This is a genomic window from Vibrio sp. 10N.286.45.E10 (assembly GCF_002874195.2).
In the GTDB taxonomy this organism is placed as follows: Bacteria; Pseudomonadota; Gammaproteobacteria; order Enterobacterales; family Vibrionaceae; genus Vibrio; species Vibrio crassostreae.
This window is the reverse complement of sequence record NZ_MCWD02000002.1, coordinates 344,390-370,522: the sequence shown is the minus strand read 5'-3', so window position 1 is coordinate 370,522 and position 26,133 is coordinate 344,390. Positions and strand designations below refer to the sequence as shown.

The 26,133-nt window shown below is 44.1% G+C and carries 24 protein-coding genes, 1 pseudogene and 1 riboswitch; of the genes and pseudogenes, 12 read left to right on the top strand and 13 right to left on the bottom strand.

Features of this window, described 5'->3' with window-relative positions; all coding sequences use genetic code 11:
* Positions 1-36: 36 nt before the first annotated feature.
* From BCU34_RS14840 to BCU34_RS14825, 4 genes and pseudogenes are all read right to left on the bottom strand, one after another.
* On the bottom strand, positions 37-807 hold the full coding sequence (locus BCU34_RS14840) for a class II glutamine amidotransferase (RefSeq protein ID WP_102478535.1): 771 nt from the start codon (positions 805-807) through the stop codon (positions 37-39).
* Positions 808-1,194: 387 nt separating this feature from the next.
* Positions 1,195-2,332, bottom strand: a pseudogene (locus BCU34_RS14835) (ISAs1 family transposase).
* Positions 2,333-2,396: 64 nt separating this feature from the next.
* A complete protein-coding gene (locus BCU34_RS14830; protein ID WP_102478397.1) occupies positions 2,397-2,885 on the bottom strand; it encodes a YgjV family protein in 489 nt (162 codons plus the stop codon).
* Positions 2,886-3,486: 601 nt separating this feature from the next.
* The gene (locus tag BCU34_RS14825; RefSeq protein WP_102478398.1) at positions 3,487-4,329 is read right to left on the bottom strand and encodes an AraC family transcriptional regulator; all 843 of its coding nucleotides are present in this window, start codon (positions 4,327-4,329) and stop codon (positions 3,487-3,489) included.
* Between the two features lie 420 nt (positions 4,330-4,749).
* Between BCU34_RS14825 and BCU34_RS14820 the strand changes: the two genes are divergently transcribed.
* The 7 genes from BCU34_RS14820 (at position 4,750) to phnE (BCU34_RS14790) (ending at position 13,366) form a co-directional block, all read left to right on the top strand.
* Positions 4,750-6,723 (top strand): ATP-binding protein, encoded by a 1,974-nt coding sequence (locus tag BCU34_RS14820; RefSeq protein ID WP_102478399.1) that lies wholly within the window; start codon positions 4,750-4,752, stop codon positions 6,721-6,723.
* Positions 6,720-8,072 carry a sigma-54-dependent transcriptional regulator gene (locus tag BCU34_RS14815; RefSeq protein ID WP_102478400.1) on the top strand — a complete coding sequence of 451 codons (1,353 nt, stop codon included), beginning with the start codon at positions 6,720-6,722 and terminating at the stop codon, positions 8,070-8,072. The genes BCU34_RS14820 and BCU34_RS14815 overlap by 4 nt, the downstream gene beginning before the upstream one ends.
* Positions 8,073-8,335: 263 nt before the next feature.
* Positions 8,336-9,556, top strand: a complete 1,221-nt coding sequence (locus BCU34_RS14810) for a glycerophosphodiester phosphodiesterase family protein (protein WP_102478401.1) — start codon at positions 8,336-8,338, stop codon at positions 9,554-9,556.
* A 255-nt stretch (positions 9,557-9,811) separates the two neighbouring features.
* Positions 9,812-10,852 carry a phosphate/phosphite/phosphonate ABC transporter substrate-binding protein gene (gene phnD / locus BCU34_RS14805; protein WP_008216587.1) on the top strand — a complete coding sequence of 347 codons (1,041 nt, stop codon included), beginning with the start codon at positions 9,812-9,814 and terminating at the stop codon, positions 10,850-10,852.
* A 128-nt stretch (positions 10,853-10,980) separates the two neighbouring features.
* Positions 10,981-11,751 (top strand): phosphonate ABC transporter ATP-binding protein, encoded by a 771-nt coding sequence (gene phnC, locus BCU34_RS14800; RefSeq protein ID WP_048663776.1) that lies wholly within the window; start codon positions 10,981-10,983, stop codon positions 11,749-11,751.
* Complete coding sequence (phnE, locus tag BCU34_RS14795; RefSeq protein ID WP_048663775.1) at positions 11,739-12,563, top strand: phosphonate ABC transporter, permease protein PhnE; 825 nt, start codon at positions 11,739-11,741, stop codon at positions 12,561-12,563. The genes phnC and phnE (BCU34_RS14795) overlap by 13 nt, the downstream gene beginning before the upstream one ends.
* The gene (phnE, locus tag BCU34_RS14790) at positions 12,563-13,366 is read left to right on the top strand and encodes a phosphonate ABC transporter, permease protein PhnE (RefSeq protein WP_061037594.1); all 804 of its coding nucleotides are present in this window, start codon (positions 12,563-12,565) and stop codon (positions 13,364-13,366) included. Before phnE (BCU34_RS14795) ends, phnE (BCU34_RS14790) begins: the two co-directional genes overlap by 1 nt.
* Before the next feature lie 133 nt (positions 13,367-13,499).
* On the opposite strand, the gene BCU34_RS14785 is transcribed toward phnE (BCU34_RS14790), so the two are convergent.
* The 4 genes from BCU34_RS14785 to glgC form a co-directional block, all read right to left on the bottom strand.
* Positions 13,500-14,294, bottom strand: a complete 795-nt coding sequence (locus tag BCU34_RS14785) for an HAD-IIB family hydrolase (protein ID WP_102478402.1) — start codon at positions 14,292-14,294, stop codon at positions 13,500-13,502.
* A gap of 109 nt (positions 14,295-14,403) precedes the next feature.
* On the bottom strand, positions 14,404-14,559 hold the full coding sequence (locus BCU34_RS14780; protein WP_004732998.1) for a DUF3012 domain-containing protein: 156 nt from the start codon (positions 14,557-14,559) through the stop codon (positions 14,404-14,406).
* Between the two features lie 252 nt (positions 14,560-14,811).
* Positions 14,812-15,168 (bottom strand): ribosome hibernation-promoting factor, HPF/YfiA family, encoded by a 357-nt coding sequence (gene hpf, locus BCU34_RS14775; RefSeq protein WP_048659022.1) that lies wholly within the window; start codon positions 15,166-15,168, stop codon positions 14,812-14,814.
* A 399-nt stretch (positions 15,169-15,567) separates the two neighbouring features.
* Positions 15,568-16,788: a glucose-1-phosphate adenylyltransferase gene (gene glgC, locus BCU34_RS14770; protein WP_048659023.1), complete on the bottom strand. Its 1,221-nt coding sequence runs from the start codon at positions 16,786-16,788 to the stop codon at positions 15,568-15,570.
* A gap of 399 nt (positions 16,789-17,187) precedes the next feature.
* Between glgC and ompW the strand changes: the two genes are divergently transcribed.
* Positions 17,188-17,829 carry an outer membrane protein OmpW gene (gene ompW / locus BCU34_RS14765; RefSeq protein WP_102432020.1) on the top strand — a complete coding sequence of 214 codons (642 nt, stop codon included), beginning with the start codon at positions 17,188-17,190 and terminating at the stop codon, positions 17,827-17,829.
* Between the two features lie 230 nt (positions 17,830-18,059).
* Here the strand turns inward: ompW and BCU34_RS14760 are convergent, their stop codons facing one another.
* Positions 18,060-18,779 carry an SDR family oxidoreductase gene (locus tag BCU34_RS14760; protein WP_010433036.1) on the bottom strand — a complete coding sequence of 240 codons (720 nt, stop codon included), beginning with the start codon at positions 18,777-18,779 and terminating at the stop codon, positions 18,060-18,062.
* Between the two features lie 226 nt (positions 18,780-19,005).
* Here BCU34_RS14760 and BCU34_RS14755 point away from each other — a divergent pair, with 226 nt between their 5' ends.
* On the top strand, positions 19,006-19,911 hold the full coding sequence (locus BCU34_RS14755; RefSeq protein WP_102478403.1) for a LysR family transcriptional regulator: 906 nt from the start codon (positions 19,006-19,008) through the stop codon (positions 19,909-19,911).
* A gap of 42 nt (positions 19,912-19,953) precedes the next feature.
* On the opposite strand, the gene BCU34_RS14750 is transcribed toward BCU34_RS14755, so the two are convergent.
* Positions 19,954-20,292, bottom strand: a complete 339-nt coding sequence (locus tag BCU34_RS14750) for a winged helix-turn-helix transcriptional regulator (protein WP_004741127.1) — start codon at positions 20,290-20,292, stop codon at positions 19,954-19,956.
* Between the two features lie 105 nt (positions 20,293-20,397).
* Between BCU34_RS14750 and BCU34_RS14745 the strand changes: the two genes are divergently transcribed.
* Together BCU34_RS14745 and BCU34_RS14740 are read left to right on the top strand one after the other, a co-directional pair.
* On the top strand, positions 20,398-21,165 hold the full coding sequence (locus BCU34_RS14745) for an SDR family NAD(P)-dependent oxidoreductase (protein ID WP_048659026.1): 768 nt from the start codon (positions 20,398-20,400) through the stop codon (positions 21,163-21,165).
* A 132-nt stretch (positions 21,166-21,297) separates the two neighbouring features.
* Positions 21,298-21,951, top strand: coding sequence for a cupin domain-containing protein (locus BCU34_RS14740; RefSeq protein ID WP_102478404.1), 654 nt, complete (start codon positions 21,298-21,300; stop codon positions 21,949-21,951).
* Between the two features lie 74 nt (positions 21,952-22,025).
* Here BCU34_RS14740 and BCU34_RS14735 read toward each other — a convergent pair whose 3' ends face one another.
* Entirely contained in the window at positions 22,026-22,664 is a 639-nt protein-coding gene (locus BCU34_RS14735; protein WP_048659028.1) for an NAD(P)-dependent oxidoreductase, read from the bottom strand.
* Positions 22,665-22,826: 162 nt separating this feature from the next.
* On the opposite strand from BCU34_RS14735, the gene BCU34_RS14730 reads away from it, so the two are divergent.
* Complete coding sequence (locus BCU34_RS14730; protein ID WP_102478405.1) at positions 22,827-23,723, top strand: LysR family transcriptional regulator; 897 nt, start codon at positions 22,827-22,829, stop codon at positions 23,721-23,723.
* A gap of 131 nt (positions 23,724-23,854) precedes the next feature.
* Here the strand turns inward: BCU34_RS14730 and BCU34_RS14725 are convergent, their stop codons facing one another.
* Positions 23,855-24,703 (bottom strand): hypothetical protein, encoded by an 849-nt coding sequence (locus BCU34_RS14725; protein WP_102432023.1) that lies wholly within the window; start codon positions 24,701-24,703, stop codon positions 23,855-23,857.
* Between the two features lie 389 nt (positions 24,704-25,092).
* Positions 25,093-25,749 carry a 3,4-dihydroxy-2-butanone-4-phosphate synthase gene (gene ribB, locus BCU34_RS14720; RefSeq protein WP_102320907.1) on the bottom strand — a complete coding sequence of 219 codons (657 nt, stop codon included), beginning with the start codon at positions 25,747-25,749 and terminating at the stop codon, positions 25,093-25,095.
* Between the two features lie 186 nt (positions 25,750-25,935).
* Positions 25,936-26,086: riboswitch (FMN riboswitch) on the bottom strand.
* Between the last annotated feature and the right edge of the window lie 47 nt (positions 26,087-26,133).

The following is a 26,133-nucleotide window of genomic DNA, read 5'->3' as shown; positions in this document are numbered from 1 at the left end:
GGCTTAGCGTTCAGTATGGTGATGCAGATTAAAGCGTTAACCCTCTAGTTGTATTTGCTCTGTGGTTAACTCCGAATCATGGATACGAGTAATAGTCTGCGGTCTAAGGAGTTTCCAGTCATTGCTTTTTTCGAGAGGTTCAGATGCAATACTAACGTTTATACCTTCAGCTTTGATATAGATAGTTGGTGGTTCTGCGTCGCTACAGTATCGTACCACCCAAAATTGCTCACCATCTGATAAACAGATAGATGCCTTAAATGGCGACAATATAGACTTGTTCTTTTTCACCATTTCTATTTCTTTAATCGTCGAGATAATGGCTGTATTTGCATCACTAAACAGACCATTTTTTATCATCAGCAGAAAAATAAGCTCACTATCAGTTGTACCTAGTCGATAGTGATAAAGTGATTCAGGCAACAAGCGCTCGAGTTGGAAACGCAATTTTTCGAATTCATCGATCTGTCCGTTATGCATGAACATCCAATTATCTACAATAAAAGGATGGCAATTGGAGCGCGATACCACTGAACCAGTAGAGGAACGGATATGAGCCATAAATCGGTGAGAAGAAATATGATGGGCTAGAGAACGAAGGTTATCATCCCCCCAAGCAGGCATTACTTCACGAAATTGACCGGGTGTATCACGTTGCGTATACCAACCCAAACCGAATCCATCGGCGTTGATTCGAGTGGTCCCTTTTCTCGCTTCTAGACTCTGATTGATTAGTGAGTGTTCAGGAACATAAATAACTTCATCTAGGTAAATAGGCACTCCCTGATAAGCAAGCCAACGACACATTTAAAGCCTCTCTTTACGATATAGGATTTGTGTTATGTCTAAATTGGGCACTTAAGAGGTGCTCAAAGACAACTCATAACAATTGATACTAGTCATTAGAATGGACTTTTTTCACGCGACGTCAAAGTGCAATCTCACATATAGCAAACTTGCACATCAGATAATCCGAAATAGTCGTTTAGGTAGGCAATGCGAATTTTTGGACAAAAACGATTTAGATGTATAGTTCTAAATCGTTTCGTTCAGATTAGGAAAAGTATCTTGAAACCTTAAACGCTTTTATATTTCTGTTTTCGTGACGCTAATTTCGCACATATTAGCATGAAAACCAAAACCCAACTTTGAATGCATGGACTTTTGATATGTATTCGGTAGTACCCAATAAGGCTAGCGCATTTTAACCGCAGACTCTAAAAGCACTGAGCGGTATTCATCATTCAGTGCTGCATTCTTTTTCTTTCGAGCCATACTCATCTTTTGGGTTGTATCAAACTTAAACAAGTTGAGGGCTATTTTCCTTAACGCATTAAAAGCCAACGCACCATTTCCTTTTCTAATTCGGCATTCATCTTCTCTGAAGGTCATGTCTAACATCCAGTGCATACTCTCTACTTGCCAATGACCACGGACAGCTTTAAGTGCTTGTTCTGCATCTAATTCCAGTGAACTGATATACCAACGAGTCTCTTTGCTAACCTTGCATGTTATGGAGTGCTCGACCTCAGAAGTGATTTTAATAATGCTTCTAAGTCCCTCCCACTGATATTGTTTAGTCAGCCATTCTTTATCAACCACAAGGTGCTCACAGTGTCGCGTCTCGATTCGACCATGTCCTGCGTCTACATCCGTGTGTTGAGCATAGTTCTTCTCGGTGAATTGCTCTCGACACGCCTTATGCCACCAAGCTTCTAGCTCTGCCTGCATCGTTGAGTGATTCCCTTTTAGGGCCAAGACATAGTCCGCTTTGCTTTGAACTATTTGTTTGGCAATCTTGCGCTGACAACCCATCGCATCGAGTGTGATGATGCAGTTCTCTATATCAAGTAAGGTTAACAATTTAGGAATAGCGGTTATTTCATTGCTTTTATCGTCAACGGCGGCCTGACCTAAAAACAAGTTGGTTGGAGCAACTCCACGCACTCACCGAATGAAGCGGATTTTTTCTTCCGCGAGTATCGAAAGAGTGGCGTGCTGTTTTGCCATCTACGGCAATGATATCAGTGCCTGTCGTTTGAACTAGCGTCTTCATCCACGACTGAAACGCTTGCTCAATCTCATCTGCTCTGAGTTTGGTGATAACTCTTGCAATTGTATCGTGACGAGGGATGCCATTGAGGAATGGACGGTATTTACGAAGCCAATCTAAACGATTATGGCCGAAATCTTCGATGTCCTCCCAGCCCTCCGCGCCAGAAATCACCGCACTAATAGCAAGTAAAAGAATATCTAAGAGTTGGTGTTTTTTACATCGTTCAATGCGAGGGTCAACGATGTTTTCGAAATGCTCTAGAAACGAATCAGACATGGAAAAGACTCTAAATGGATAATAGTTACCAGATCTGATCCCTTAAATTAGGAAAAGTTCAAATTTATAATGATCTTGCCTTATAGTACCCAATGGCGCTGCTTATTATAAACAAAACATCAATGAGTACCGCTACTGGCGAGCCGACTATAATATCATGTACACTCCACACTCCCGTTCCAATAACCATCAACCAACGCATTAGTTTGTCATTGGAACTAAACGAAGCTTTGGTATGCAATAGCGACGCTGTACAACTCAAAACACTTGTTAAACCACTGAAAGTCAAAACAGTACCCAACAATGTAACGAAGTAGAATAACCACTTTATTTTAGGGTTTGAGATGAAGATACCAGCCAAGTATCGGCATGCGCCTATTACCAACAAACATGCAGCCGTCCACTCGTTAAGTAGGGCGAAATGCGCTGCAATCAATAATGCCGATACACATAAAGCAGACAAAAGCAGAGTACGATTTTGAAACTGAAACGATACGATGTCGAATAGCGCAGCTAAACCAACCAATATTTGGGAGGCGACAAAAAGGGACATAACCCCTCCAATAATAACCAAGTAATATAGAAAACGTCTTAGTAGCTCAGAGCTATAAAGCACTGAACAATATGATTCAGGTTATAAATTGCAGGGGAGGTATATCGCGACAGCTTGAGTCTGACGAGGTTGAGAATAACAGGTAGAGGGAACTTCAACGTCAAATGTATTCATATTGTATTCCTCCCGTCAGCGTAACTAATAGTAAACGCTATTCTACAGGAAAATGTCGAAGACAAAAGATGATGTCATCTTTCGTTACCACTCCACATAACCCATTGCTCTCATGGGTTGTGTCAATAGAGAGAAAAGATACCCCCTATACGGCTAGTGTCTGTATTTATAGTTATAGAATGCGGATTTTTTTTAGATTTCGACATAAAATCAATAGGATAGTAAAACAGAGAATAGGTTGGATTGTTCTGTGTGGCATAACTTGAGGTTTGCTGAGTTCGGATAACTTTTAGTAGGAAAAACGCACGCCCGATGAACTTTTTAGAATATTTAATCCAAGTAATTTCGGGGCAAAAATGAGCCAGCCGTGATTGACATGACTCATGTGTTCACACGTGATTGACTGACTCAAGGCAAGCTCTCTCAGTTACTTGATCGGAATATAGATTTCGGTTTTCAAATTCTCAGGTTTAGTTCGTCTTGGGTCTCGATTCAGGTACACCTCAAAGCATGGTTGGTCTCGCAGTTCAAACCCGCTGTCTGGTAGCCATTTTAAGAGTAAATAGCTGTAAGCTTCAGAGAGTTTCTCGTAAGTACCTTTGTGCAAGGCCTTGGCATATTTGCCACCCAAAATTGTCTTGCGCTCGATACCTTCAGGTAATTCCATTTCAGTAACGATCGTTGCACATGCGTCGTAGCGTATATTATCTACAAGGGTAATATTTGGGTCGTCATGGCTTATTCCTATCATTATTGTCTCGGGTTGAATTAAGCGATTAGAATAAACAAATGGCATCAGTTGCCCCCATGCGGTTGCAGCAGCATCATTGTATTTGCCACTACCTCTGGAATACAGGACTTCCGTAGACTTGCGATCGACAACGTTTATATTCATCTTTATGTCCTCAAAACTAGTGAGTTGTTGCTTTTTTAAGGCAGGAACTGTTTTTTGATGACGAATATACGATGGTGTACAAGAGAACTGCTTTCGTATCGCCTTATTAAAAGAAGCTTGGTTTTCATAGCCACAAGAAAAAGCAATCTCAGTCATGCTCTCAACCCCATAAACAATACTTCGAGCAGCCCTCTCTAAAAGCAGGCGCTTACGCATCGCATATACCCCCTCGCCATAATAGGCTCGGAACAAGTGATGAAAATGGTATTTAGAGAAGTAAAATTTTGATAATAGCTCTTCTATTACCATAGGCTGATCAAGGTGAGATTCTAAATACCTCACTACCTTCTCTAACCTGGCATGGTTGTTCTGCATTATTTATACATCCATCCTATTTCGACATAGGTAGTGTCCTACACTGCGAGACTCAATGATTTTCCATTATTGCTAATTTGTCTGAAAGTTTAGATTCAAAACCGTTTTGCGTGTGATATGTCCAATACGTTCAATCTCTATGATAAATGATCAGACTTTATTGGAAGTGCTCAAACTAAAATGCCCTCCGACAGGTATTGATAGAGTAATCACGTTTCTGTCGGCGAAGTCACTTTCTTCTCTCTCAAAACAGACAACCTAGGGTTTATAAAATAATTGTTATGGTGTTTTATGTGAAATGTTAATGATTGCTCATATTTTCATAGTTTCGCTAAAACTATTTGAAGCGGCTTTAAGTCAGGCTAACCACCTAACTAATTGAATCATTGACCTTTACTGTTGGTTTTTGATGAGAAGAAGGTGTGGCGAGTGAGTAGTCGTGTCTCAAAGGTGATAGATAACAAGGACAGTTTTGAACGTCCATTTCCGATCAAGATTCCGCGTCGTAAGTGGTTTGGCTGGAAGGGCATAGAGCTGCGTTTAGTGTTGGCGTTAGCCATGCTATCGATGACCACCATCTTTCTCTCGGTAGTCTCCAGTTTCACCTTTGATAAACTAAATCAACGCCTTGTTGAGCTAAAAGAGAGTGAAATCCCCGCTTTAGATAACGCAGCTCGCTTAAATGACATGGTGCGTGTCATTATCACAACCTCATCTCAACTCAGTGATGCGGAATCCAATTTAGAGCGTAAACAAGCGATGCTTAAAATTGAAGATGCTATTTCAGTCATGAATAGCGTTATGGTGCAATTTCCGGATTATCACTCCTATTTTAAAGATCTTATTGCTCAAGTTAACAATAGCCTCAGTCTGTTGTACCAAAGTGAGATTGAATCTGAACAGCTCAACCAAGAACTTCGAAATCTACTCGAAGGTTTTTACCCGCTATTGCAGCAAGCCAGTAATTCACTCGATAGCTTGCCTGATTCAGCCAAAGAGCAGGTTCAATTCACGCAATTAAAGTCCCTGCTGTACTACCAATTAGGCTTGGTAGAAAAACTGTATAACGACTCGAGCTTTAATGAGCTGGATTACACCAGTTTACGACTTGAGCAGGTTGGAGAAGAATGGTGGCAGCTTTGGGTAAGTGGCGATCTAATAAGTGATTTTCCAACATTGGACAATCAACTTACCGTGATTTACAACCTGGCCTCAAGTGATAGCAGCTTGTATGGGCTGAAAAACAAAGCGCTCGACCATCTTTATCAAGAGCAATATTTCTTACAAAACAGCCGTGAGCATTTGAATCAGTTAACGGTACAAATCGAACGTAACACTAGCCAAGTGAACCGCAATATTGATCAGTCGATTCAGCAGGCGCAACACTCTTTGCAATCGAACCAACGTTTGTCACTTTTTCTTTCTCTTTTTAGTGTGTTAGCTGCTGCAGCTATCTCATGGTTCTATGTGCGCAAGAGTATTTTGGAAAGGTTATTACAGCTTAAAGACAACATGTTCGCGATTTCTACGGGTCATTTAGATACCGAAGTCGCGATTCGTGGCAAAGACGAAGTGACGCAAATGGCTAAGTACTTAAAGGTATTTCAAACCACTGCCAAAGTCGTCAAGCAAACCAACCGTAAATTGGAGGCTGAGGTGGAAGAACGCACCTTGGCCGAGGCCAAGCTGCGTGTTACTCAGGATGAGCTCATTCAAGCTGGAAAACTGGCCGCGTTGGGGCAGTTAAGTGTCGGCATTACTCACGAGATCAATCAACCTCTGACCGCAGTAAATAGTCACGTTCGAAGTGCTCAATTATGGTTAGGTAAGCAAAGACCAGACAGAGCAGAAGAGAACCTGAAAAAGATCGAGATCTTATTAGACAAAGTGGCTGCGATTACACGCCACTTGAAAGCCTTCTCACGCAAGAGTGACGGCAAAATTGATAACGTCGAGGTGGATAAGGTGATTGGCGATGCGATCGACCTCTTTGAAACTCGGCAGAGTAGGGTGTCAATTCAGTATTCCCTACAAAGCGATCAAATGGTACGAGCCAACAGCATTCGCTTAGAGCAGGTGCTGGTGAATTTAATCAGCAATGCGTTGGATGCCGTTGAACACAGGGAGCGGCCCCTGCTCAGCATCTCCACTCAAGAGTATCCGAACACTATTCAAATTGCAGTTAAGGACAATGGATTAGGAATACCCGAAGAGGACATTCCTTATCTGTTCGACCCATTTTATACCCGCAAGACAACCGGTAAGGGGCTCGGGCTCGGTTTGTCTATCGCATACAACATAATTAAAGACTTTGGCGGCTCGATTCACGTGGAATCGGTTGAACACCAAGGCACCACTTTTATTGTCACTCTACCAAAAGGCACAGGCTCATGACTGCAGAAAAACACATAGTTCTTATCGACGATGAAACCGACGTTGTTGAAGCCGTGAGTGAAATGTTGGAACTCGAGGGTTTCCGTGTCACTAGCTTTACCGACCCAAACCTTGGCCTAAAATCCCTCAAAGCAAACAGTCAGTCGGTGGTGTTGTGTGATGTGCGAATGCCACAAGTCGACGGGCTTACGTTGTTGAGCTCAATCCAACATCGCGCAGCCAATGTTCCGGTATTACTGATGAGCGGGCATGGTGATATTCCTATGGCGATAGAGGCGATGAAGTTGGGTGCGTTCGACTTTCTGGAGAAACCCCTCAATGCCAGTGAGTTGGTAGAAAAGCTCGACTTGGCGTTGGCACAGTGTCAGCACAACAGCCCTGCAACGTTAGACGACGATCAGGACTCAGATCTTTCGATTGAATCTGTAGTTATCGGCCAATCCAAAGCGATGGACACCATACGTAAGCATGTGCTTGCGCTCTCTCATACTGGCGTCGACACCATCATTAACGGCGAGACTGGAACGGGCAAAGAGGTAATAGCTCGAGCTCTGCATCAATTCAGCCGTCGTAAGGCAAAGCCGTTTGTCGCAATAAACTGTGGTGGCATGACAGAGAGCATTATTGAGAGTGAGCTGTTTGGTCATGAAGCGGGCTCGTTTACCAGTGCCAACAAGAAACGGATTGGCAAAATAGAACAAGCCAATGGCGGTACTCTGTTTCTTGATGAAATAGAAAGTATGCCAATTGCGGTGCAAATTAAACTGCTGCGCGTGATTCAAGAACGAATGATTGAGCGTGTAGGCGGTAATGAGTTGATACCCGTCGACATCGTTGTGGTCGCGGCCAGCAAAGCCGATCTCGCGAGCCTGAGTGAATCAGGTGAGTTCAGAGCTGATCTCTTCTATCGTCTTAATATTGCTAGTTTAAACCTTCCGGCACTGCGCCAACGCAAAGAGGACATTCAGGTGTTGTTCCGTCATTTTGTGATTCAAGCGAGCCACAAATACAAGACACGCCCATCAACGATTTACCCTGAGCAGATTCAGCAACTATGTCGACACGAATGGCCAGGAAACGTGCGTGAGTTACGTAATGTCGCCGACCGATTTGTACTCGGTATTGTCGGCGATGGCTTTGATCTGCAATCGCCAATTTGTGAATCGACTGGGGAAGATTTCGCCTTTGAAAAGCAGATGGAGCAGTACGAGAGAAATGTACTGACCGAAGCCTTGATAGAGAGCGCGGGAAATATCAATGAGGTCTCAAGTAAGCTGAATCTACCCCGTAAAACGCTTTATCGAAAAATGAAGAAACACCAGCTGGATAAAGAGAGTTTTAAAGCTTAACTCGCTAAGTTGGTTATCAAATAGCAAACCTAAACCAAAAGACAAAGCAGAAGAAAAAACACAAGACAACAATGACCCATTTATCATTTAGTCGAATGATTAACTGTTTCAAGTAATTGTAATAAAAGAGTTTTAACATTTGGCACAAAGCGTGCAATCCCTACATTGTGGCACCTGCCCACATGAGGTCATCTCACAGAAGGTAGAAATGACCGGATTAAGGAAATTAGAAAAATAATTGCTTGTTGCAAGGAGATACAAACATGAAGCAAATACTGAAAGGTTCGATTGCTCTGATACTCGGCGTTAGCTCAATGACAGCATGGGCGGCGACAGAGTCAGCAAACCTAGGACCTCGTCCCCTCTTTTTAGTCAACAATATGGACGAGAGCCCTTTGAAAACCAAGCTGCTCAGTTGTAGCGAAGGGCCATTTCATCGTAGCGATTTTTCTATTGGGCATCGCGGAGCTGCAATGCAGTTTCCCGAACACACCAAAGAATCTTACTTAGCGGCAATTCAGATGGGAGCCGGTGTCGTAGAGTGTGATGTTACTTTCACTAAAGATAAGGCGTTGGTATGTCGACACTCGCAAAGTGATCTGCACACCACAACTGATGTGTTGGCGCATCCTGAACTTGCTAAGAAGTGTTCGGTTCCATTTAAACCAGCGAACCCAGCGACAGGCGAAGATGCTCAGGTTGAGTGTCGTACTTCTGATTTCACGCTAGCGGAGTTTAAGACGTTAAAAGGCAAAATGGATGGAGCGAACCCGAAAGCAACCACAGTTGAAGAGTACATGAATGGTACTCCGGGTTGGAGAACGGATCTATACAGCCAGAGTGGGACGCTGATGACACACGCAGAAAGTGCGGCACTGTTTAAAGAACACGGTGTAAAGGTGACACCTGAATTGAAATCGGCAGCGGTTGAGATGCCTTTCAATGGCTTCAGCCAAGAGATGTACGCGCAAAAGCTGGTGGATGAGCTAAAAGAAGCGGGCTTTGCACCTTCAGAGACTTACTTGCAATCGTTCAACCTGGATGACGTGAAGTACTGGATCAAAGCTGCGCCAAAATTCGGTAAACAAGCCGTTTATCTTGATGACCGTGTTTACGAGCAAGCGGACTTTGTTGCTTCTGTTGAAAACATGAAAGAGCTGCACGATGCGGGTGTAAACATCATTGCACCGCCCCTGTTTGCTCTGGTTGATCTAGATGAGAACAATGAACTGGTTGCGTCTAACTACGCCAAGCTCGCTAAAGATGCAGACCTCGACATCATCGCATGGACTCTGGAACGTTCAGGCCCACTCGCGCAAGGCGGCGGTTGGTACTACAAGAGCGTGAAAGATGGTATCAACAATGATGGCGACATGATGAAAATGCTCGATGTGTTAGCACAAGATGTGGGTGTGATGGGCGTATTCAGTGACTGGCCTGCAACGGTCACTTACTACGCAAACTGCATGGACAGCGACGCCTAAGTTATCTGGATTATTGAAGAATAATAAGAGAAAAAGCAGTGAACCAAAGAGCCTTCGGGCTCTTTTTTTACCATCAAGGTTGATGGGACAGAAATGACCCAAATGATTGGTTTTGAGTTGGACATCAATGACTCAAAAGATCTTGGTTAGTTTGATTTTTGTTGTAAGTTATTGAAATTTAGCAAATAAAAATATGGCACGAAGGCTGCAATAGCGAAGGTGACTTTCAACAATAAGTAAAAGTAAGGTTTGAATATGAAAATCAGTGTTAAAGGACTGTTAATCGCTAGCTCATTACTACTTCCTTCAATGGCTATGGCAAGCGACTGCTCTAGTCGTGGTGTGTTAGACGATCGATACTGTGATGAAAACCAAGATTTGGTCGCCGATTCACCGAAGAACCCAGATGAGTGGAATGACCCAAGCACGCTTGTGTTTACTTACACGCCAGTAGAAGACCCTGCTTTGTACAAAGATGCGTTTGCCGACTTCCAAGCTCACTTAAGCAAAATCACGGGTAAGCGAGTGATTTACTACACGGTGCACTCGAACTCTGCACAAGTAGAAGCGATGCGTTCTGGCCGTTTGCACGTAGCTGGTTTCTCTACGGGCCCAACTGGCTACGCGGTTAACCTAGCGGGCTACGTTCCAATTGCAGTGAAAGGCGATGAGTCTGGTTTCCAAGGCTACAACCTGATTACCATTGTACGCAAAGACAGTGGTATCAACACCATGGCTGATCTAAAAGGCAAAAAGGTTGCACACACTTCTGCATCATCAAACTCTGGCAACCTAGCTCCTCGTGCGTTATTCCCAGCTAAAGGGTTAGTGCCAGATGAAGACTACAAAGTGCTTTACTCAGGTAAGCATGACCAATCGATTCTAGGTGTATTCAACGGAGACTATGATGCAGCACCTGTGGCATCTGACGTGTACGATCGTATGGTGGCAGCAGGTCGTGTTGATGATTCTGAGCTTAAGATCATCTACCGTAGCCCGCGCTTCCCAACGTCTGCGTTTGGTTACGCGTACAACCTAAAACCGGAGCTGGTTGAGAAGATCAACGAAGCTTTCTTTAGCTACCGCTTCACACCAGAGATGAGCGCATCATTCAAAGGTGCAGACCGCTTCTCACCAATCAGCTACAAAGAAGAGTGGGACGTGATTCGTGATATCGCCCACGCGACAGGTACGGCTTACACTAAAGCTGGCCTTAAGAAACTCGCGGAAAAAGATGCGGCTAAACGCGCGAAGAAAAAAGCAGCTGAGTTAGCGAAACAAGCAAACAACGGCTAATTCTTTTTCTATTAGAAGACTAAGTTCTCGAAAGACTTAGTTCTTTTAAAACACCTACTTCAACTAAATATCTATGCCCTCGCGGGTAGGGCATAGATCATTCTAAAATTCGCACAAGGAAATGCAGTATGGCCGTAGCAAGCTATGAAGGAATAAAGATAAACAACCTTTTCCACGAATATGTGGCAGGCAAGCCAATCCTTAAAGGCATTAATATTGATATCGATGAGCCAGGCATCATCGCGATCATTGGTCCATCTGGTACCGGTAAAAGTACGCTTCTGCGCTGTATCAACCGCCTCAATGATCCAAGCCAAGGCGAAATCATTTTTGATGGCGCAGACCTGACTCAATTAAAAGGCCAAGCGCTACGTAAACAACGTCGACACATCGGCATGGTGTTCCAAGAATATAACCTCGTGGAACGTTTAACGGTTATCGAGAACGTGTTAAGCGGCCGTTTGGGTTACATGACGGCTTGGAATGCGTGGCGTCGTAACTATTCTCCACAAGACTTAGCAAAAGCGTTCGAGTTACTTGAATTTGTAGGCCTACAAGACTTTGCAAACCAACGTGCCGACAGTTTGTCAGGCGGCCAAAGACAGCGTGTCGGTATCGCTCGCGCAGTCATGCAAGACCCATATATCTTATTAGCGGATGAACCAACGTCATCACTCGACCCGAAAACCGCGGTTGAGATCATGGAGCTGATGGAAACTTTCGCCGAGCAGAAGAACATCCCTGTGTTGGTTAACATCCACGATGTCAACTTAGCCAAGCGTTACGCCAAACGCATCATCGGCATGTGTAATGGCAAAGTACATTACGACGGCAGCCCTGAAGGCATTTCAGAGGAAGATCTAAAAATCATCTATGGGGGTGAATCATGGCTGGATTAACCCCAAGCTCATCGCCAAGTGCATCGTCAAACCAGTCGCCAGCGAAGCATGAAAACCCGTTCAAAACCTCATGGACTAACCGAGCAATCATCGCTGCGATAGTTGCGTATCTGTTTTACAGTTTCTCGACGTTAGGGCTGACTTTTGATCGTTTGGTCATCGGTTTTGGTGAGAGTGAGCGGTTACTATCAAGAATGTTTCCGCCAGATTTCTCGCGTACTAATCTACTGCTAAGCGGCTTAGCAGAGAGCTTACAGATAGCGATCATTTCGAGTTTCTTCGGCATCATCATTTCGCTGTTTCTTGGCTTACTTGCTGCAAGAAACATGATGCCTTCGATTGTATCGACACCTATTCGGGGCTTTATCGCACTGTGTCGCTCTTTTCATCCAGTGATCATCGCAATCTTGTTTGTGAAAGCGGTGGGTTTTGGTGCCCTGGCTGGGATTCTGACCTTGGTGTTCGCATCGATTGGTTTTATTGCCAAGCTGTTCGCAGAAGCGATTGAAGAGATCTCTTTCAAGCCTGTTGAAGCGATTAAAGCGACCGGCGCTAGCTTCATCAGTGTGATTCTGTATGCGGTAATGCCGCAGGTGTTTACTCGTTTTATTGGCTTCGCTAGCTACCAGTTGGACTCGAATTTACGTAACTCAACTATGGTGGGCATCGTTGGCGCGGGCGGCCTTGGTGGGACGTTATTCTCGGCATTCCAACGTTTCGACTACGACTTTGTCGCTGCTATTTTGATAACGATCATCGCACTGATTCTTGTCGGTGAATTTCTTTCCAACATTGTTAGGAGAATCTTCTAATGACAACTGCATCTATCGATAGAGAGTGGCAGCGTTTTACACCCAACGAACGTGTGGCTCGATTCGCCGTTTACCTTAGCCTTGTGTGTGCCATCGTTTGGTCTTGGCAGACGGTAGAAGTGATTCCTGAGTTCCTTTATGACGCGCCCGCTCAATTTGCGGATATGTTCGAACGAATGGTGCCAATGGACTATGGTTTTTATCCAGAATCGATTCACGCGGCGATGATTGAAACCTTACACATCGCGACATTGGGCACACTGTTTACTTTGGTGTTTGCGATTCCTTTGGCATTGTTGAACGCACCAAACATTACACCTAATAAAGCGCTGAACTGGATCGCTCAATTCTTCCTCGTGTCTTCACGTTCAGTGAACTCGCTAGTTTGGGCATTACTGTTTATCGCACTGTTTGGCCCCGGTGTTCTCGCAGGTATCATGGCAATTGCAATTCGCAGTATCGGCTTTGTAGGGAAGCTGTTAGCGGAAGCCATTGCTGAAGTGAACATGGGGCCTATTGAAGCACTGCGCGCCACAGGTGCTTCGTGGATGAGCATCCTACTTAAAGGTTATTGGCCACAAGTGATGCCCGCATTCTACTCAATTGTACTGTTCCGTTGGGACATTAATGTGCGTGAATCTGCGGTATTGGGTTTAGTGGGCGCTGGTGGTATTGGCGTAGTGCTCAACGATGCGCAGAACCTTTTCGAGTGGCAAAAAGTGTCGATGGTATTGGTGAGTATTTTTGCTGTGGTTATCATTGCAGAAGCTGTAGTGATCCACATCCGCAACAAACTCATATAGACAATATGTTGTGTGAAAGTTAAGAGCTTATCTAGCATTTTGAAGCTCAAACGACCCTAGGTACTTCGGTCTACCTAGCGGTCGTTTTTTTATGTTGTTTGAATGGACAGAAAGCTTGTTTAGAAGGGGATGGTTAGCTTTTCGCTGTCTCACTTTTAAGCGTCAGCAGTAAATCCACAAATTCTGCAAACCCATAACCACCCGGTTGTGACATCACCTTGCTTGGATGATGATCTAGCTTATCCCAATAATGCTCAATGTTAGCCACGCCAACGGTGAGCGGTAGTGATTCGAACATTTTTTGATCATTCATTGAATCGCCGACATAACACGCTTGCTTGTGGGTTTGTTCAAGCGATAGGCCTTTACTCGAAAGGAAACGGTACACGGCGTTTTTCTTTGAGTGCTCGCCATACCAAGCATTGATATGAATCGAACTTGCTGTCGCGTGTGCGCCTAAAGCATGTATTCTTTCGAGTACCGCTTGCACTATTTCAGGGTCAACAGGCTGACGGTTTTGGCCGATATCAATCGCGACCTCACACAAGCGGTAAGATTGATCCAAAGTTAGGGATAGGTCTGGGTAACTCTGCAAGATCGATTCAACTTCTTGTTTGAGCTTGGCTTGATTCTGGCGCACTTGTTCTAGCGGCGTTTCACATGAGAGTTGTAATGCACCATCTTGTTTCTCTAATAAGAAGGCGCCGTTCTCTCCAAGCACGGCGTCTACAGGCCATAGTTGTGCAATATGATCACACCAACCAGCACAGGCTCCCGTTACTGCGACCACTTTAATTCCGTTATCTCTTAGCTTTTGTAACGCAATCAATGTTTCTGGAGGGAGTGAACCCTGCCAAGTGAGCGTATCATCAACATCGGTTAATACCCATTCGATGTGCTTCCAGTTATTGCCTAGTTGGTGTTCCATCCTCAAACTCACTTATTCGGATCTATTGTATTGCGTGGAGTGTTCAGTTCGTCGTTAAATGTCTTCCACTCAGTGCTACTAAGTGTTGTTAATTAACGCTTAACAGTGTTTAGAAAACACAGTGCTTAGCAAAATCACCGGCTTCATTGGCAGTCCAGTCGCCTTTCGGCTTTTCTTTCATATCTGTACACCAAGCTTCACTGCCCACTTCTGTACAAGCCATCAGTTGAGTCGCTAGAAATAGAATTAGCGCGATTTTTTTCATAATAAACATTCCTTTATTGTCTAAATTTCTACTTATCACTGTATCAAATACCGCTAGCGATTGTTATAGCAGCCAGCGACATAAGTTTGTTAAAACGATATAGAGTTGGGCTTATTTCTAATATAGGAAGCGAAGGTCGGTGGTCGGAAAAATCAAGGAAATTGATGTATAGATCGAAAAAGCCAGCAACATGTGCTGGCTTTGAAATTCTTTTGCGCTGCTATTATTGATTAGCGAGCTTCTACTGTGGAGTTATACCAACTTCATCTCTTGGATGATGTCTGAAGCAATCTCTGGCTTCGTACTTGTTGGCTTCTCGTGTAGGTCGGCTTTCAATTGTCCCTTACGGTTACTTAGGCCTGCTTCAAGTTTCTTGAGTGCTGAAGCGATAGCTGGATACATAACGTCATCTGTAGCTTTTGCGTTTACACGTACACCTTCGTAGTTGGTGAACACTTCAACCTGATGTTGGCTGTGTTCTTTTGTAATGATGATGTCGCAGCTAATCAGTGATGGAAAATGGTTTGATATCTTTTCGAACTTACCTTCGATGTCTTTACGTGAGTCGTCGTTAATTGATACGTGATGTGTTTGAACGTTTATTTTCATAAATCATACCTTTCCAATGACTGTGTCATTTAAACGTAGCAAACATCGGATAGATTCACCAATAGAGAAAGTACACATGTGTGATTAACTTCAGTGTTATCAAATAATCTCCCCTTACTCCCTTGAAAGTCCGATTAACTGATCGCATATTATGTTTCGTGAATTTCAAACGTGTTTAAAAATCCCTCATCTTTGAAGTATTGCTCTAAGCCTTCTATAGGACTTAGGCTTTATCGCCTCAATCAAACATTCTTACGAATTCTTATTCTAGCCTGGTTTTATAAATCTCTTTCAACGCGGGATGAATTTAGGTTTTGGTTAAGGTTATTTCGAATGATAATAAGACAGCGAACTCGCTGCCTTTTCTCGTTTAAATAAAAGCTATTCCAACGTCAAAGATTACTCTTCAAATTGATAAGAAGAGGGCACCACAATCACGCCTTGTTTTGATATATGGAAGCGTTTGGCGTCGGCAAGGCTATCAACACCGATCTGGGTTCCGTCAGGCACTTTGACGTTCTTATCGATGATGCAGTTTTGTATGTGGCAGTTTTTTCCAATCTCAACATCTTCAAACAGAATACTATCAATCACAATCGCGGCATTGCTGACTTTCACTTTTGGGAAGAAGATAGAGTTTTGCGCCGAACCACCTTCAATCACAACACCATTGGCGATCATCGAGTTGATGAATATCCCTTGGTTACCTTCGACCGAAGCAATGGTTCGTGCGGGCGGCAGTTGTGGCTCATAAGTGCGAATAGCCCAATCCGGTTGGTATAAATCGATAGGCGAGGCCGGTTTCAACAGATCCATATTCGATTGGTAATAAGAGTCGATAGTACCAACATCTCTCCAGTAAGCATCTTGCGTCACACGTCCTTCCTCATCACCAAACTTATACGCGTAAACGCTGTTATTGCCGACTAACTTAGGAATGATGTCTTTGCCAAAATCGTGGTTTGAGTCTGGATCTTCTGCGTCTGCCAATAATGCCTGTGTTAGTACTTCTTTATCAAAGATGTAAATCCCCATTGAAGCCATGCTTCGAGTTGGTCTACCGGGTACGCACGCGGGGTAACGTGGTTTCTCGGTAAAGTTATTGATTTGTAGAGACTCGTCTATTTCCATCACACCAAACTCTTTGGCTTCGTCAATCGAAACCTCCATGCACGCCACGGTCAGGTCAGCCTCGTTCTTTTTGTGCTGCTTGAGCATTGGCGCGTAATCCATGCGATAGATATGGTCGCCGGATAACACCACCACATGTTTGGCTTCACTACGAGAAAGCAGATACAAGTTTTGATAGATGGCATCGGCAGTGCCGCTGTACCAGCTATCACCGGTTCGCATTTGTGGGGGAACATTGGTGATGTATTCGCCGAGCTCGGGGTTAAGCACCGACCAACCATCTCTCAAATGTTTTTGCAATGAGTGTGATTTGTACTGAGTCAGCACCAAAATTTGGCGTAGCCCAGAGTGTAAGCAGTTCGCGAGAGTGAAATCGATGATTCGATATTTGCCACCAAAGGGGACCGCAGGTTTTGCGCGGTTATCGGTGAGGGGAGAAAGCCGAGAGCCAACACCGCCGGCCAGAACGATTGTTAGAGTGTCTTGCATGGTCAGAACCTCAATGTATTTATGATTATGAACATAGACTTGCAAGCACTAAGCCAAATGTAACTCATTGAATATTAAACAAGGAGGGGATATTTCTTGTTGGATTGCACTAAATTGATGCGTACGGGATGTTGGCTTGCTCTATTTTGATCCAAAGATATCTGAGCAAAGTGACTGGGTTGGATTAACAAAATGATGCACGGAAAAGTCGCATTATAAAACTGTCAATAAAATGAAGGAATAAAGTGATCAGGTCGATATAAATTTACATAAATAATCATAACTTTTCACAAATTAATTTCCATCAATAAAGTAGGGTTATTGTGTGTTACCTTGCACGCAAAATAAGAAATGATTACTCATTCACCAATAATATGAAGCCCTCAAAAGGAAATTATAATGAAAAAAACAGTATGTGGTATTGCGGTTATTGCGGCTCTTATGTCAACCAATGTTCTTGCTCATAAAGAAGGTGATTTCATCATCCGTGCAGGTGCAGCAACAGTATCTCCAAACGACAGCAGCGGTGACGTTCTTGATACAGCTGGAGTTAAATTCGGTGTCGATTCTAATACTCAACTTGGTTTGACCTTCGGTTACATGTTTACCGACAACATCAGTTTTGAAGTATTGGCAGCTAGCCCTTTCTCTCATAACATTTCAGCTACTGGCCTCGGAGACATAGCAGAGACTAAACACCTACCACCAACGTTTATGGTTCAGTACTACTTTGGTCAAGCGAACAGTGATTTCCGTCCTTACGTAGGTGCGGGTATCAACTACACTGTATTTTTCGATGAGTCACTAAACCAAGGAGCGAAAGATCTAGGCTTAAGTGACTTATCTCTTGATGATTCTTGGGGCTTAGCGGCAAACATTGGTATGGACTACATGATTAATGAAGACTGGTTCCTGAACGCATCAGTTTGGTATGCAGATATTGGTACTACAGCAAAATATAAGTTTAATGGTCAACAGTTCAAAACAGACGTTGATATCGACCCATGGGTATTCATGGTTGGTGGTGGTTACAACTTCTAATCCACATATTCAGTTTACAAAAGGCGCTCAAGCACCAGCCAGCTTGGGCGCTTTTTTCTTTTCATCGACAACCTCACGATGAACGTAAGTAAATCACGTATGAGTAAAAATTGATGTGGCGATTGCAATTATAGTTACCACTAAAACAAAAGCGCTACGACTTGTTAAGTAGTGGCGCTTTTTTAGTACATTGCTTATTTCATCGCCGATTTAGTAGCGATAGCAAAGGCCTATGGCTGCTGCTTAGTTGGTGCCAGAGCAATTTCACGGATACATACGTTCTGTGGTTGTTGGTAAGCGAATGATACCGCGCGAGCGATATCGTCAGCTGCCAATACGCCGCCCATGTCTTCTTTCCAAGAGTCGTAACCATCTTTGATTTCTTGAGATGTTGTGTGAGACAGAAGTTCTGTTTCTACAGCACCCGGTGCGATAGTCGTAACACGAACATTTGAAGCAGCAACTTCTTCACGAACGTTTTCAGAAATAGCGTGTACCGCGAACTTAGTACCACAGTAAGCTGCGTGGCTTGGGAAAGTTTTCTTACCCGCAATTGAGCTGATGTTGATGATAGTACCTGTGTTGCGTTCCATCATCGGAGCAAGTACAGACTGCATGCCGTTTAGAAGACCAATGACGTTCACGTCGAACATTGTCTTCCACTCTTGAGCATCTTGAGTATCGATTTGACCAAGAAGCATTGCACCAGCGTTGTTGATAAGCGCGTCTACAGGGCCAAATTTCGCTTCACCTTGTGCGATTGCTGCATCAAAAGACGCTTTGTCTGTCACGTCTACTTTTACTGATAGAGAGTTTGGTAGGTTCAGTGCTTCAAGGCGGTCAACACGACGAGCTAAAAGTAGCAGAGGGTGACCTTCATCGCTTAGACGACGAGCGATTGCTTCACCAATACCAGAGCTTGCACCTGTAATTACGATTAGTTTTTTCATTTTATTTCCTCTGTACTTTTATTGCGTCGGTTGGCTACGACGTGTTGTTTAAGTGCATTCGAATCAAGTGCTTGTTGTCTTGCTTCGTTGCGATGGAGGTATATTAAGGAAAATAGCATTGTTGATATATAGCGCTTTACTTGAAACACTGTTGCTGTGGTGCAATAATGAGCATGTGCTCTCTATTACTTCATCATCTTAAAATCTCACAACTAAGCTTGCGACCATGCTCAATCAAATTAACCTGTCTGATATTCGTTCTTTCGTGCTTATCGCTCGTTTAGGTAACTTCACTAAAGCAGCGGAGGAGCTTGATGTGTCGCGCTCCCACGTATCACGCCAAGTGAGTAGTCTAGAAAAGCAGATGGGCGTGACGTTGTTTATCCGCACTACTCGAACCTTGAGATTGACGCACGCAGGGCAAGATCTGTACGCGAGATGTGAACAAGCCTTAGATAATATAGACCAAGCTCTGATTGCTGCTGTGGACGATGTCGAAGAAGTACGTGGCGACATAAAAGTAAACTGTGTCGGCGGTTATTTGGGTGAGGTGATCATCGCGGATCTGGTCAATGAGTTTATGCAGCTCTACCCAGATATCAGTATTAGTCTTGATTTCAGTAGCAACCGAGTCGACTTGATTGAAGACGCGTTTGATATCGCTTTTCGCATGGGAAGCTTAGAAGACGCGGGCTTTATCGCAAGAAAGCTTTTAGACATCGAGATGGGAACACTCGCGAGTCCTGAGTATTTCGCTCGCAAAGGGAAGCCAAATCACCCTAAAGATCTGATCCACCATGACTGCTTAACGGGATCGGTGCGTAAGTGGAGTTTTCAAGCGCCAGACGATACTAAGAAAACGGTCGATGTGCATGTGACGGGCAGACTGCAATGTAAAAATGGGCGAGTGTTGGTGCAGGGCGCGAAGTCGGGCAACGGGATTATTCGTGTGCCAACCATCTATTGTTTACAAGAACTCAATGACGGACAACTAGAGCAGGTGTTTGATGAGTGGGTGGTGCCTAAAGTGGACTTTTCAGCGATCTACCATCGAGACCGCTATCAACCAAGTCGAATTCGAACCTTCATTGATTTTGTGAAAAGTCGCTTTGAACAAATGCCAGTGAGCTAATCGTGCTTTCTGTATTTTGCTAATAGTGTGACCGGCTTGAGCTTACATCTCGTCGATTTCGTTTTGTAGGCTTTCTAGTTGATCCAGAATCAGTAAGAACTTCTCACCAAAGGGTGTCACTTGGTATTCCACTCTTGGTGGCAGTTCGTTGAACATTTGCTTATCTAAAATCCCAAACTCTACATTTCGCTTTAAACATTCATTCAAGACCTTGGTCGATAACCCTTCGACCGAGCGTACCATTTCACCGGGACGATTGATGCCATTTGCCAATAATTGGTAAACCGTGAGCGACCATTTACAACCGTAGATGGTCTCTACCATGCGAGCGGAACGCTCTGGCGCTGATTTTCTTGAAAAAAAGTTTTCCTGATTTTTCATAAAGATGTACCAATAAGTACCTACCTAACCGATTTGTACTTACTATTCATAGTGTTAGTTCAAAGCCTAAGATTACCACGTTCACATGACTTAGGAGATAACAAAATGAACTTCACTAAAAATGGTATTGCAGTAGTAATCGGTGGCACAAGTGGTATGGGCTTTGAAACAGCGAAGCAGTTAGTCGCTCAAAATATCCATGTGCTAGTTGTCGGCAATAACCCAACTAAGTTAGATAAAGCAGTATCAGAACTTCAATCACTAGGCCACGCTACTGGCTGGCAAGCTAATCTTTATGATGATGCAAGTGTGTCGAATCTTATTGCGCATCTAGAGTCACTTGAAGAGGGTATTGGTTACCTTGTTAATGCCGCTGGCTACTTCAACCCAAAAGCGTTTATTGAGCACCAAGAGTCAGATTACGAGCAATACATGCAACTTAACAAAGCAACCTTCTTTATCACTCAAGCTGTCAGCAAGTTGATGATCAAAAACGGTGGCGGAAACGTGGTAAATGTCGGTTCTATGTGGGCGAAGCAAGCGATCAAAGCAACCCCATCTTCTGCGTATTCAATGGCAAAGGCAGGACTACACGCTTTAACGCAACACATGGCAATGGAACTTGCGGACCACAATATTCGTGTGAATGCAGTGTCTCCAGCAGTAGTTAAAACGCCGATCTACGAATCATTCATTAAGCCGGAAGAAGTAGATCAAGCGCTAGAAGGCTTCAACGCATTCCATCCTATTGGTCGAGTGGGTCAACCGAAAGACATCGCAAACAGCATCTCTTTCTTACTGTCAGACAGTGCAGATTGGGTAACGGGCGCAATCTGGGATGTTGATGGTGGCGTGATCGCTGGCCGCAATTAATCAGGATTCTTTTTAGGTGGCTGTCGCGCAGGCAAAATAGTAGCGAGATGGCCTCCTTGATGAGTATTCGCGTAGAATAGAAGCTAGAAAGACAATCATAATTAAAACAATATTTAGAGTAAGGTCGTCATTATGCTTAACATGGACTTTTCAAAGAGATTGGTTATCGAAACCGATAAACTAGATTGGGTTGCAAGCCCTGCCAAAGGAGTGTGGCGTAAGCCCCTAGAAAGAGAAGAGAAAGAATCAGGTCACACGACTAGCGTGGTGAAATACGACCCTCAATCTTCATTCTCCGAACACCCACATCCGCAAGGAGAAGAGATCTTCGTATTAGAGGGTGTATTTTCTGATGAAACTGGAGATTTCCCTGCGGGCACTTATATCCGTAATCCCCCGGGCAGTGCGCATTCTCCATCGAGTAAAGATCGCTGCACGATCTTGGTTAAGCTCAACCAGTTTGACGCGAGAGACTTAACTCAAGTTCGAATCAATACGCTAGAAACGGAGTGGCTTCCGGGCATTGGTGGCTTACAAGTCATGCCACTGCATGAGTTCGAGCACGAACATGTCGCTTTAGTGAAGTGGCCTGTTGGCGAACGTTTTCAGCCGCACCGTCACTTTGGTGGAGAAGAGATCTTTGTGTTGTCGGGCACTTTCAAAGATGAACACGGCGTGTACCCGAAACATACTTGGATGCGTAGCCCTCACATGAGCGAGCATTTCCCTTATGTGGAAGAAGAGACGGTTATCCTAGTGAAAACGGGTCACTTGCCATTGGATTAAAGGAATGCTCAATATAATATGAGAAAGCCGCATTGTTTTGAACAAGCGGCTTTTTTAGTTTTTATATGAATTGACTAGTAAGCGACACCAATACGTTGGCGCGGGAACTTGCCAGCTTCGAGCTCATCAATCATCGCGATAGCGTAATCGCTGACTGAAATTTTGCTGTTGCCATCTTCGTCGGTGAGCAGCTGGTCGCCACCAGTACGGTAGGTCGATAGTTTCTCACCCGGGAATATTTCTGCTGCAGGGCTAACAAACGTCCAGTTCACTTCGCTGTTCGATTGCTTGAACACTTCAAGAGCTTCACCCTGTGCTAGCGCTTCATTTTTATAATCCGCAGGGAAGTCCGGAACGGTCACTAGCGGTACGTTTGGCGCCACTTCTAGTGAGCCTGCACCACCAACCCAAAGTAGGCGCTCGATACCAATGCTCGGTAATGTTGCCAGCAATTTAGCCGCAGTATTTTTTACGATTTCGTGATTACCCAGAGCACGTCCGCCAATCGAAGTAATTACTGCATCAACGCCGGATAGTGCGTTTGCTAGACTAGCGGCTTCATCTTGTAAATCAAATGAACGAACTTCAATGCCCTTGGTTTCCACGCGGTCTGCATCTCTTACAACAGCAACTACGTCGTGACCACGAGATTGAGCTTCTTGAGCGATGTGACTACCAATCCAGCCTGATGCGCCTAATACTGCAATTTTCATAATGTCTCTCCAATTATCTAATTTATTGAGTCGTTTTCTCGACAGCCATTGCAGTCTAATAGCTCACTAGGTTGCGATAAATATCGAAAAATGATGTAGATTGTATCTATATATTGATCTAATAAGATTCGATTAGCTGCTAAACAGCTCAAGGAGAGTGTGATGGATAGGTTGACGGCAATGCGTAGCTTTGTCGAAGTTGCGAATTGTGCCAGCTTCACCCAAGCGGCTGAGCATTTGGACATGAGTCGGTTGCAGGTTTCACGTCATGTTCAAGAGATAGAAGGGTGGTTGAAGCAGAGGCTATTACATAGGACGACTCGAAAGGTGAGCTTGACGGCGGCAGGGGAAATCGCTCTGCAGCGCTGTGAGAAAATCCTCCATGAGACCGCTGAGCTAGAAGTTACTTCACTCAATCAAACCGATGATCTTTCCGGAACCATTCGAATTGCTGCCCCCATTGGTTTAACTCAGCACATGTTGTTGGATGTGGTCGAACAGTTCACCGACCGCCACCCTAATATCACGGTCGAACTGTTTGCCTCAGACCGTTTTACCCAGCTAGTGGATGAAAGGATCGATATTGCACTTCGCTATACGGATCAACCTGACGATAGTTTGATTGCACGAAAGCTAATGGTAATTGATTCAGTAGTGTGTGCCTCGCAAGCCTACTTAGACAAACATGGTGAACCTGAAACGGTCGAGGCGCTTCGACAACACAATTGTTTTCGTCACTTGAATGTTTCTAAGTGGGATTTTGTTAAGGATAACCAGCACTATTCGGTTGAGGTGTCTGGCACCATTAAGGCTAACGATGTTGGGGTGCTAACTCGCGCCGCACAGCACGGAAAAGGGGTGGTTCGTTTACCTTGTGACTTAGCCAATCCACTGATCGCTAATGGCAAATTGATACGCATATTGGATGATTTTGTTTCGCCAAGCAGCGTTCTTTGGGCGGTGTATCTATCTCGCAGTTACCAGCTTCCGATTGTTCGTCAGTTCATTGATTTTGCGGCAGAAGCTTGGGCTAGCGATATCAAGTCTGGTGATGTTTGAAACTTCATAGGCAATGATACATAGCGATAGAAATTTAAAAGCCCATAAATACAAAAATCCGATATCAATGGTGATATCGGATTTGAACTCAATAATTAAGAGTTCCAGCACGCTCTCCTCTCACGAAGTCTTTACATGTAATGATGTACGGATAATCGAGTATTTATCACCTTTTCGTTGATGTCTGGTAAAGGCTGATACAAGCTTCTCGTAATGTCGGATAATACTTGGTCGTATACTTGGGACACGACGCTAGAGATATCACTGGTTAATTCGTACATGCTATCTACTGGTTGGATCGCTTCAGTGCTTGATGCGATCTCGGTAAGTGCATGCATCGCACGTGTACAAATGGGTGACCCACTGCTGATAGGGCAGATAATCGATAATTGGTTGAGTTTACGGTGTGTCTGAGATGCGTAGAATTTGAATCTCGCATACTCCTCAGGCTTCTCCATATCAGGTATGCACATTCTCAGCTTGGTCAAGATCTCCATGCAGTCTAAGATCTGTTGCCAATTCATGTGGTATTCACTACTCATGTCTTCTCGCTCAGACTGGATCAGCCAGATGATCATCACTTCATCCATCAAGAACATGCTGTGGCGAATTGTTTTGCCATGAATCGATTGGTTACGCACCAAGCTGCGGTTTTGCCAGTCGCTGTGCATGGCAATGAGCTTAAGGTGATAGATGCGATACATAGGGCGACTATCAAACGAAACATGAGATTGAAGCAATTCAGAGACCTCAAGTATGTTGTCGTAAATCTCGTTCACTTTACGAATCGAGTCGCTAGACAATTTATACGCCAGAGCGTAATGCGTTGCAGCGCGATGTTTACGTGATAACAACAATAGCTCTCTAAGTAGAACTAAGGTTTCAAACCTGTGTGATAACGCAGTTTGTCTCTTCCTTGAGAAATGAAACAGGGCTGCAAGTACTAATAGGGATAAACCCACTGAAATAACTACAAACATATTCAACTCCTAACATTTGTATACCTACTTAGTGGTAGTGCAGACACCGTGCCAAAATAAATAAGTGTTATATTTCATTGATTTATGTTTTTACTTTAATCATGGATGATCAATCATGGTGCATGACTTCACCATTCGGGTGAATGTTTCTCATATTTTGCAGGATTTTTTGAGAGGTTACGCTTTTCTAACGATTAGGTTGGGGAGGTTTCGATAAGTAGAGACACTTTGACGATCCACCTCTGGCTTGTTTCAAGCTGCAGAAATTAGAAAGGCCTCACCCCTTATATGCTTTTAACTATAAAAAGCAGTAAGAGTGAGGCCTTTCAGTGTTCATTTCGCAGTGTAGTTACCTTAACTGCTAAGTGTTCAGCATTGAGGGCTAAACGTTATGCAAGCTTAAGGTCGAACTCGTTGCGGTACATCACCATATCTTCAATGGTCAGTACTGGCATGTTGTGCAGTTTACCGAAAGCAACGATCTCTGGCGCTTTTGCCATTGTGCCGTTTGGGTTGGTGACTTCACACAGTACACCTGCTGATTGAAGACCAGCCATTTGCATCAGATCCACAGTACCTTCTGTGTGACCGCGGCGAGCAAGTACACCACCTTTGCGAGCACGCAGTGGGAATACGTGGCCAGGGCGAGCTAGGTCAGTAGGCTTAGCTGTTGGGTTTGCAGCTGTTTTGATCGTTGTTACACGGTCAGCGGCAGAAACGCCTGTTGTTACGCCAACTTTTGCTTCGATAGTGACAGTAAACGCAGTTTGGTTTGCGCTGTTGTTATCAACAACCATAGGTGGAAGTTCAAGTTGGTTTGCTTGCTCGTCAGTTAGACACAAGCACACGATGCCGCTGCATTCACGGATCATAAGTGCCATTTGAGCATTGGTTAGGTGTTCTACTGAGTAGATGATGTCGCCTTCGTTCTCGCGATCTTCATCGTCAAGTAAAAGTACGCCACGACCTTCGCGTAGGGCTTGCAGTGCGTTTTCAACGCGAGTGATTGGTTCGCCAAATTCGGCAAGTAGTGAAGACTGATTCATGGTTAAACTCCTAAAATATCACCAGAATCAGGGCTGCATGAGGGATCTCAACCGAGCACGACAAAGCCGACTCATTATAAGTCGACCTTAGCTCATTATGGTTTTATCCAAAACGAAATGCACCCTTTCGAGTTGGAGGCATGAACCCAATAAATGAGTACGCCTTTCCAACTTAAACGAGTGTGTTTCCATTCTCTCTCATCCGGACTATAACCGTCGGCTCTGGCATCTCACCAGATCTGCTGACCTCGACGAATCGAGCGCTCGCGGGCTTATCTTTAGATTTTGCTAAGGACATACCGCCGGTGGGGAATTTCGCCCCGCCCTGAGAATAAAAATTAATAATCTGTTTTGCTTTGAAAGCAGACCAGATGGTAATCCTTT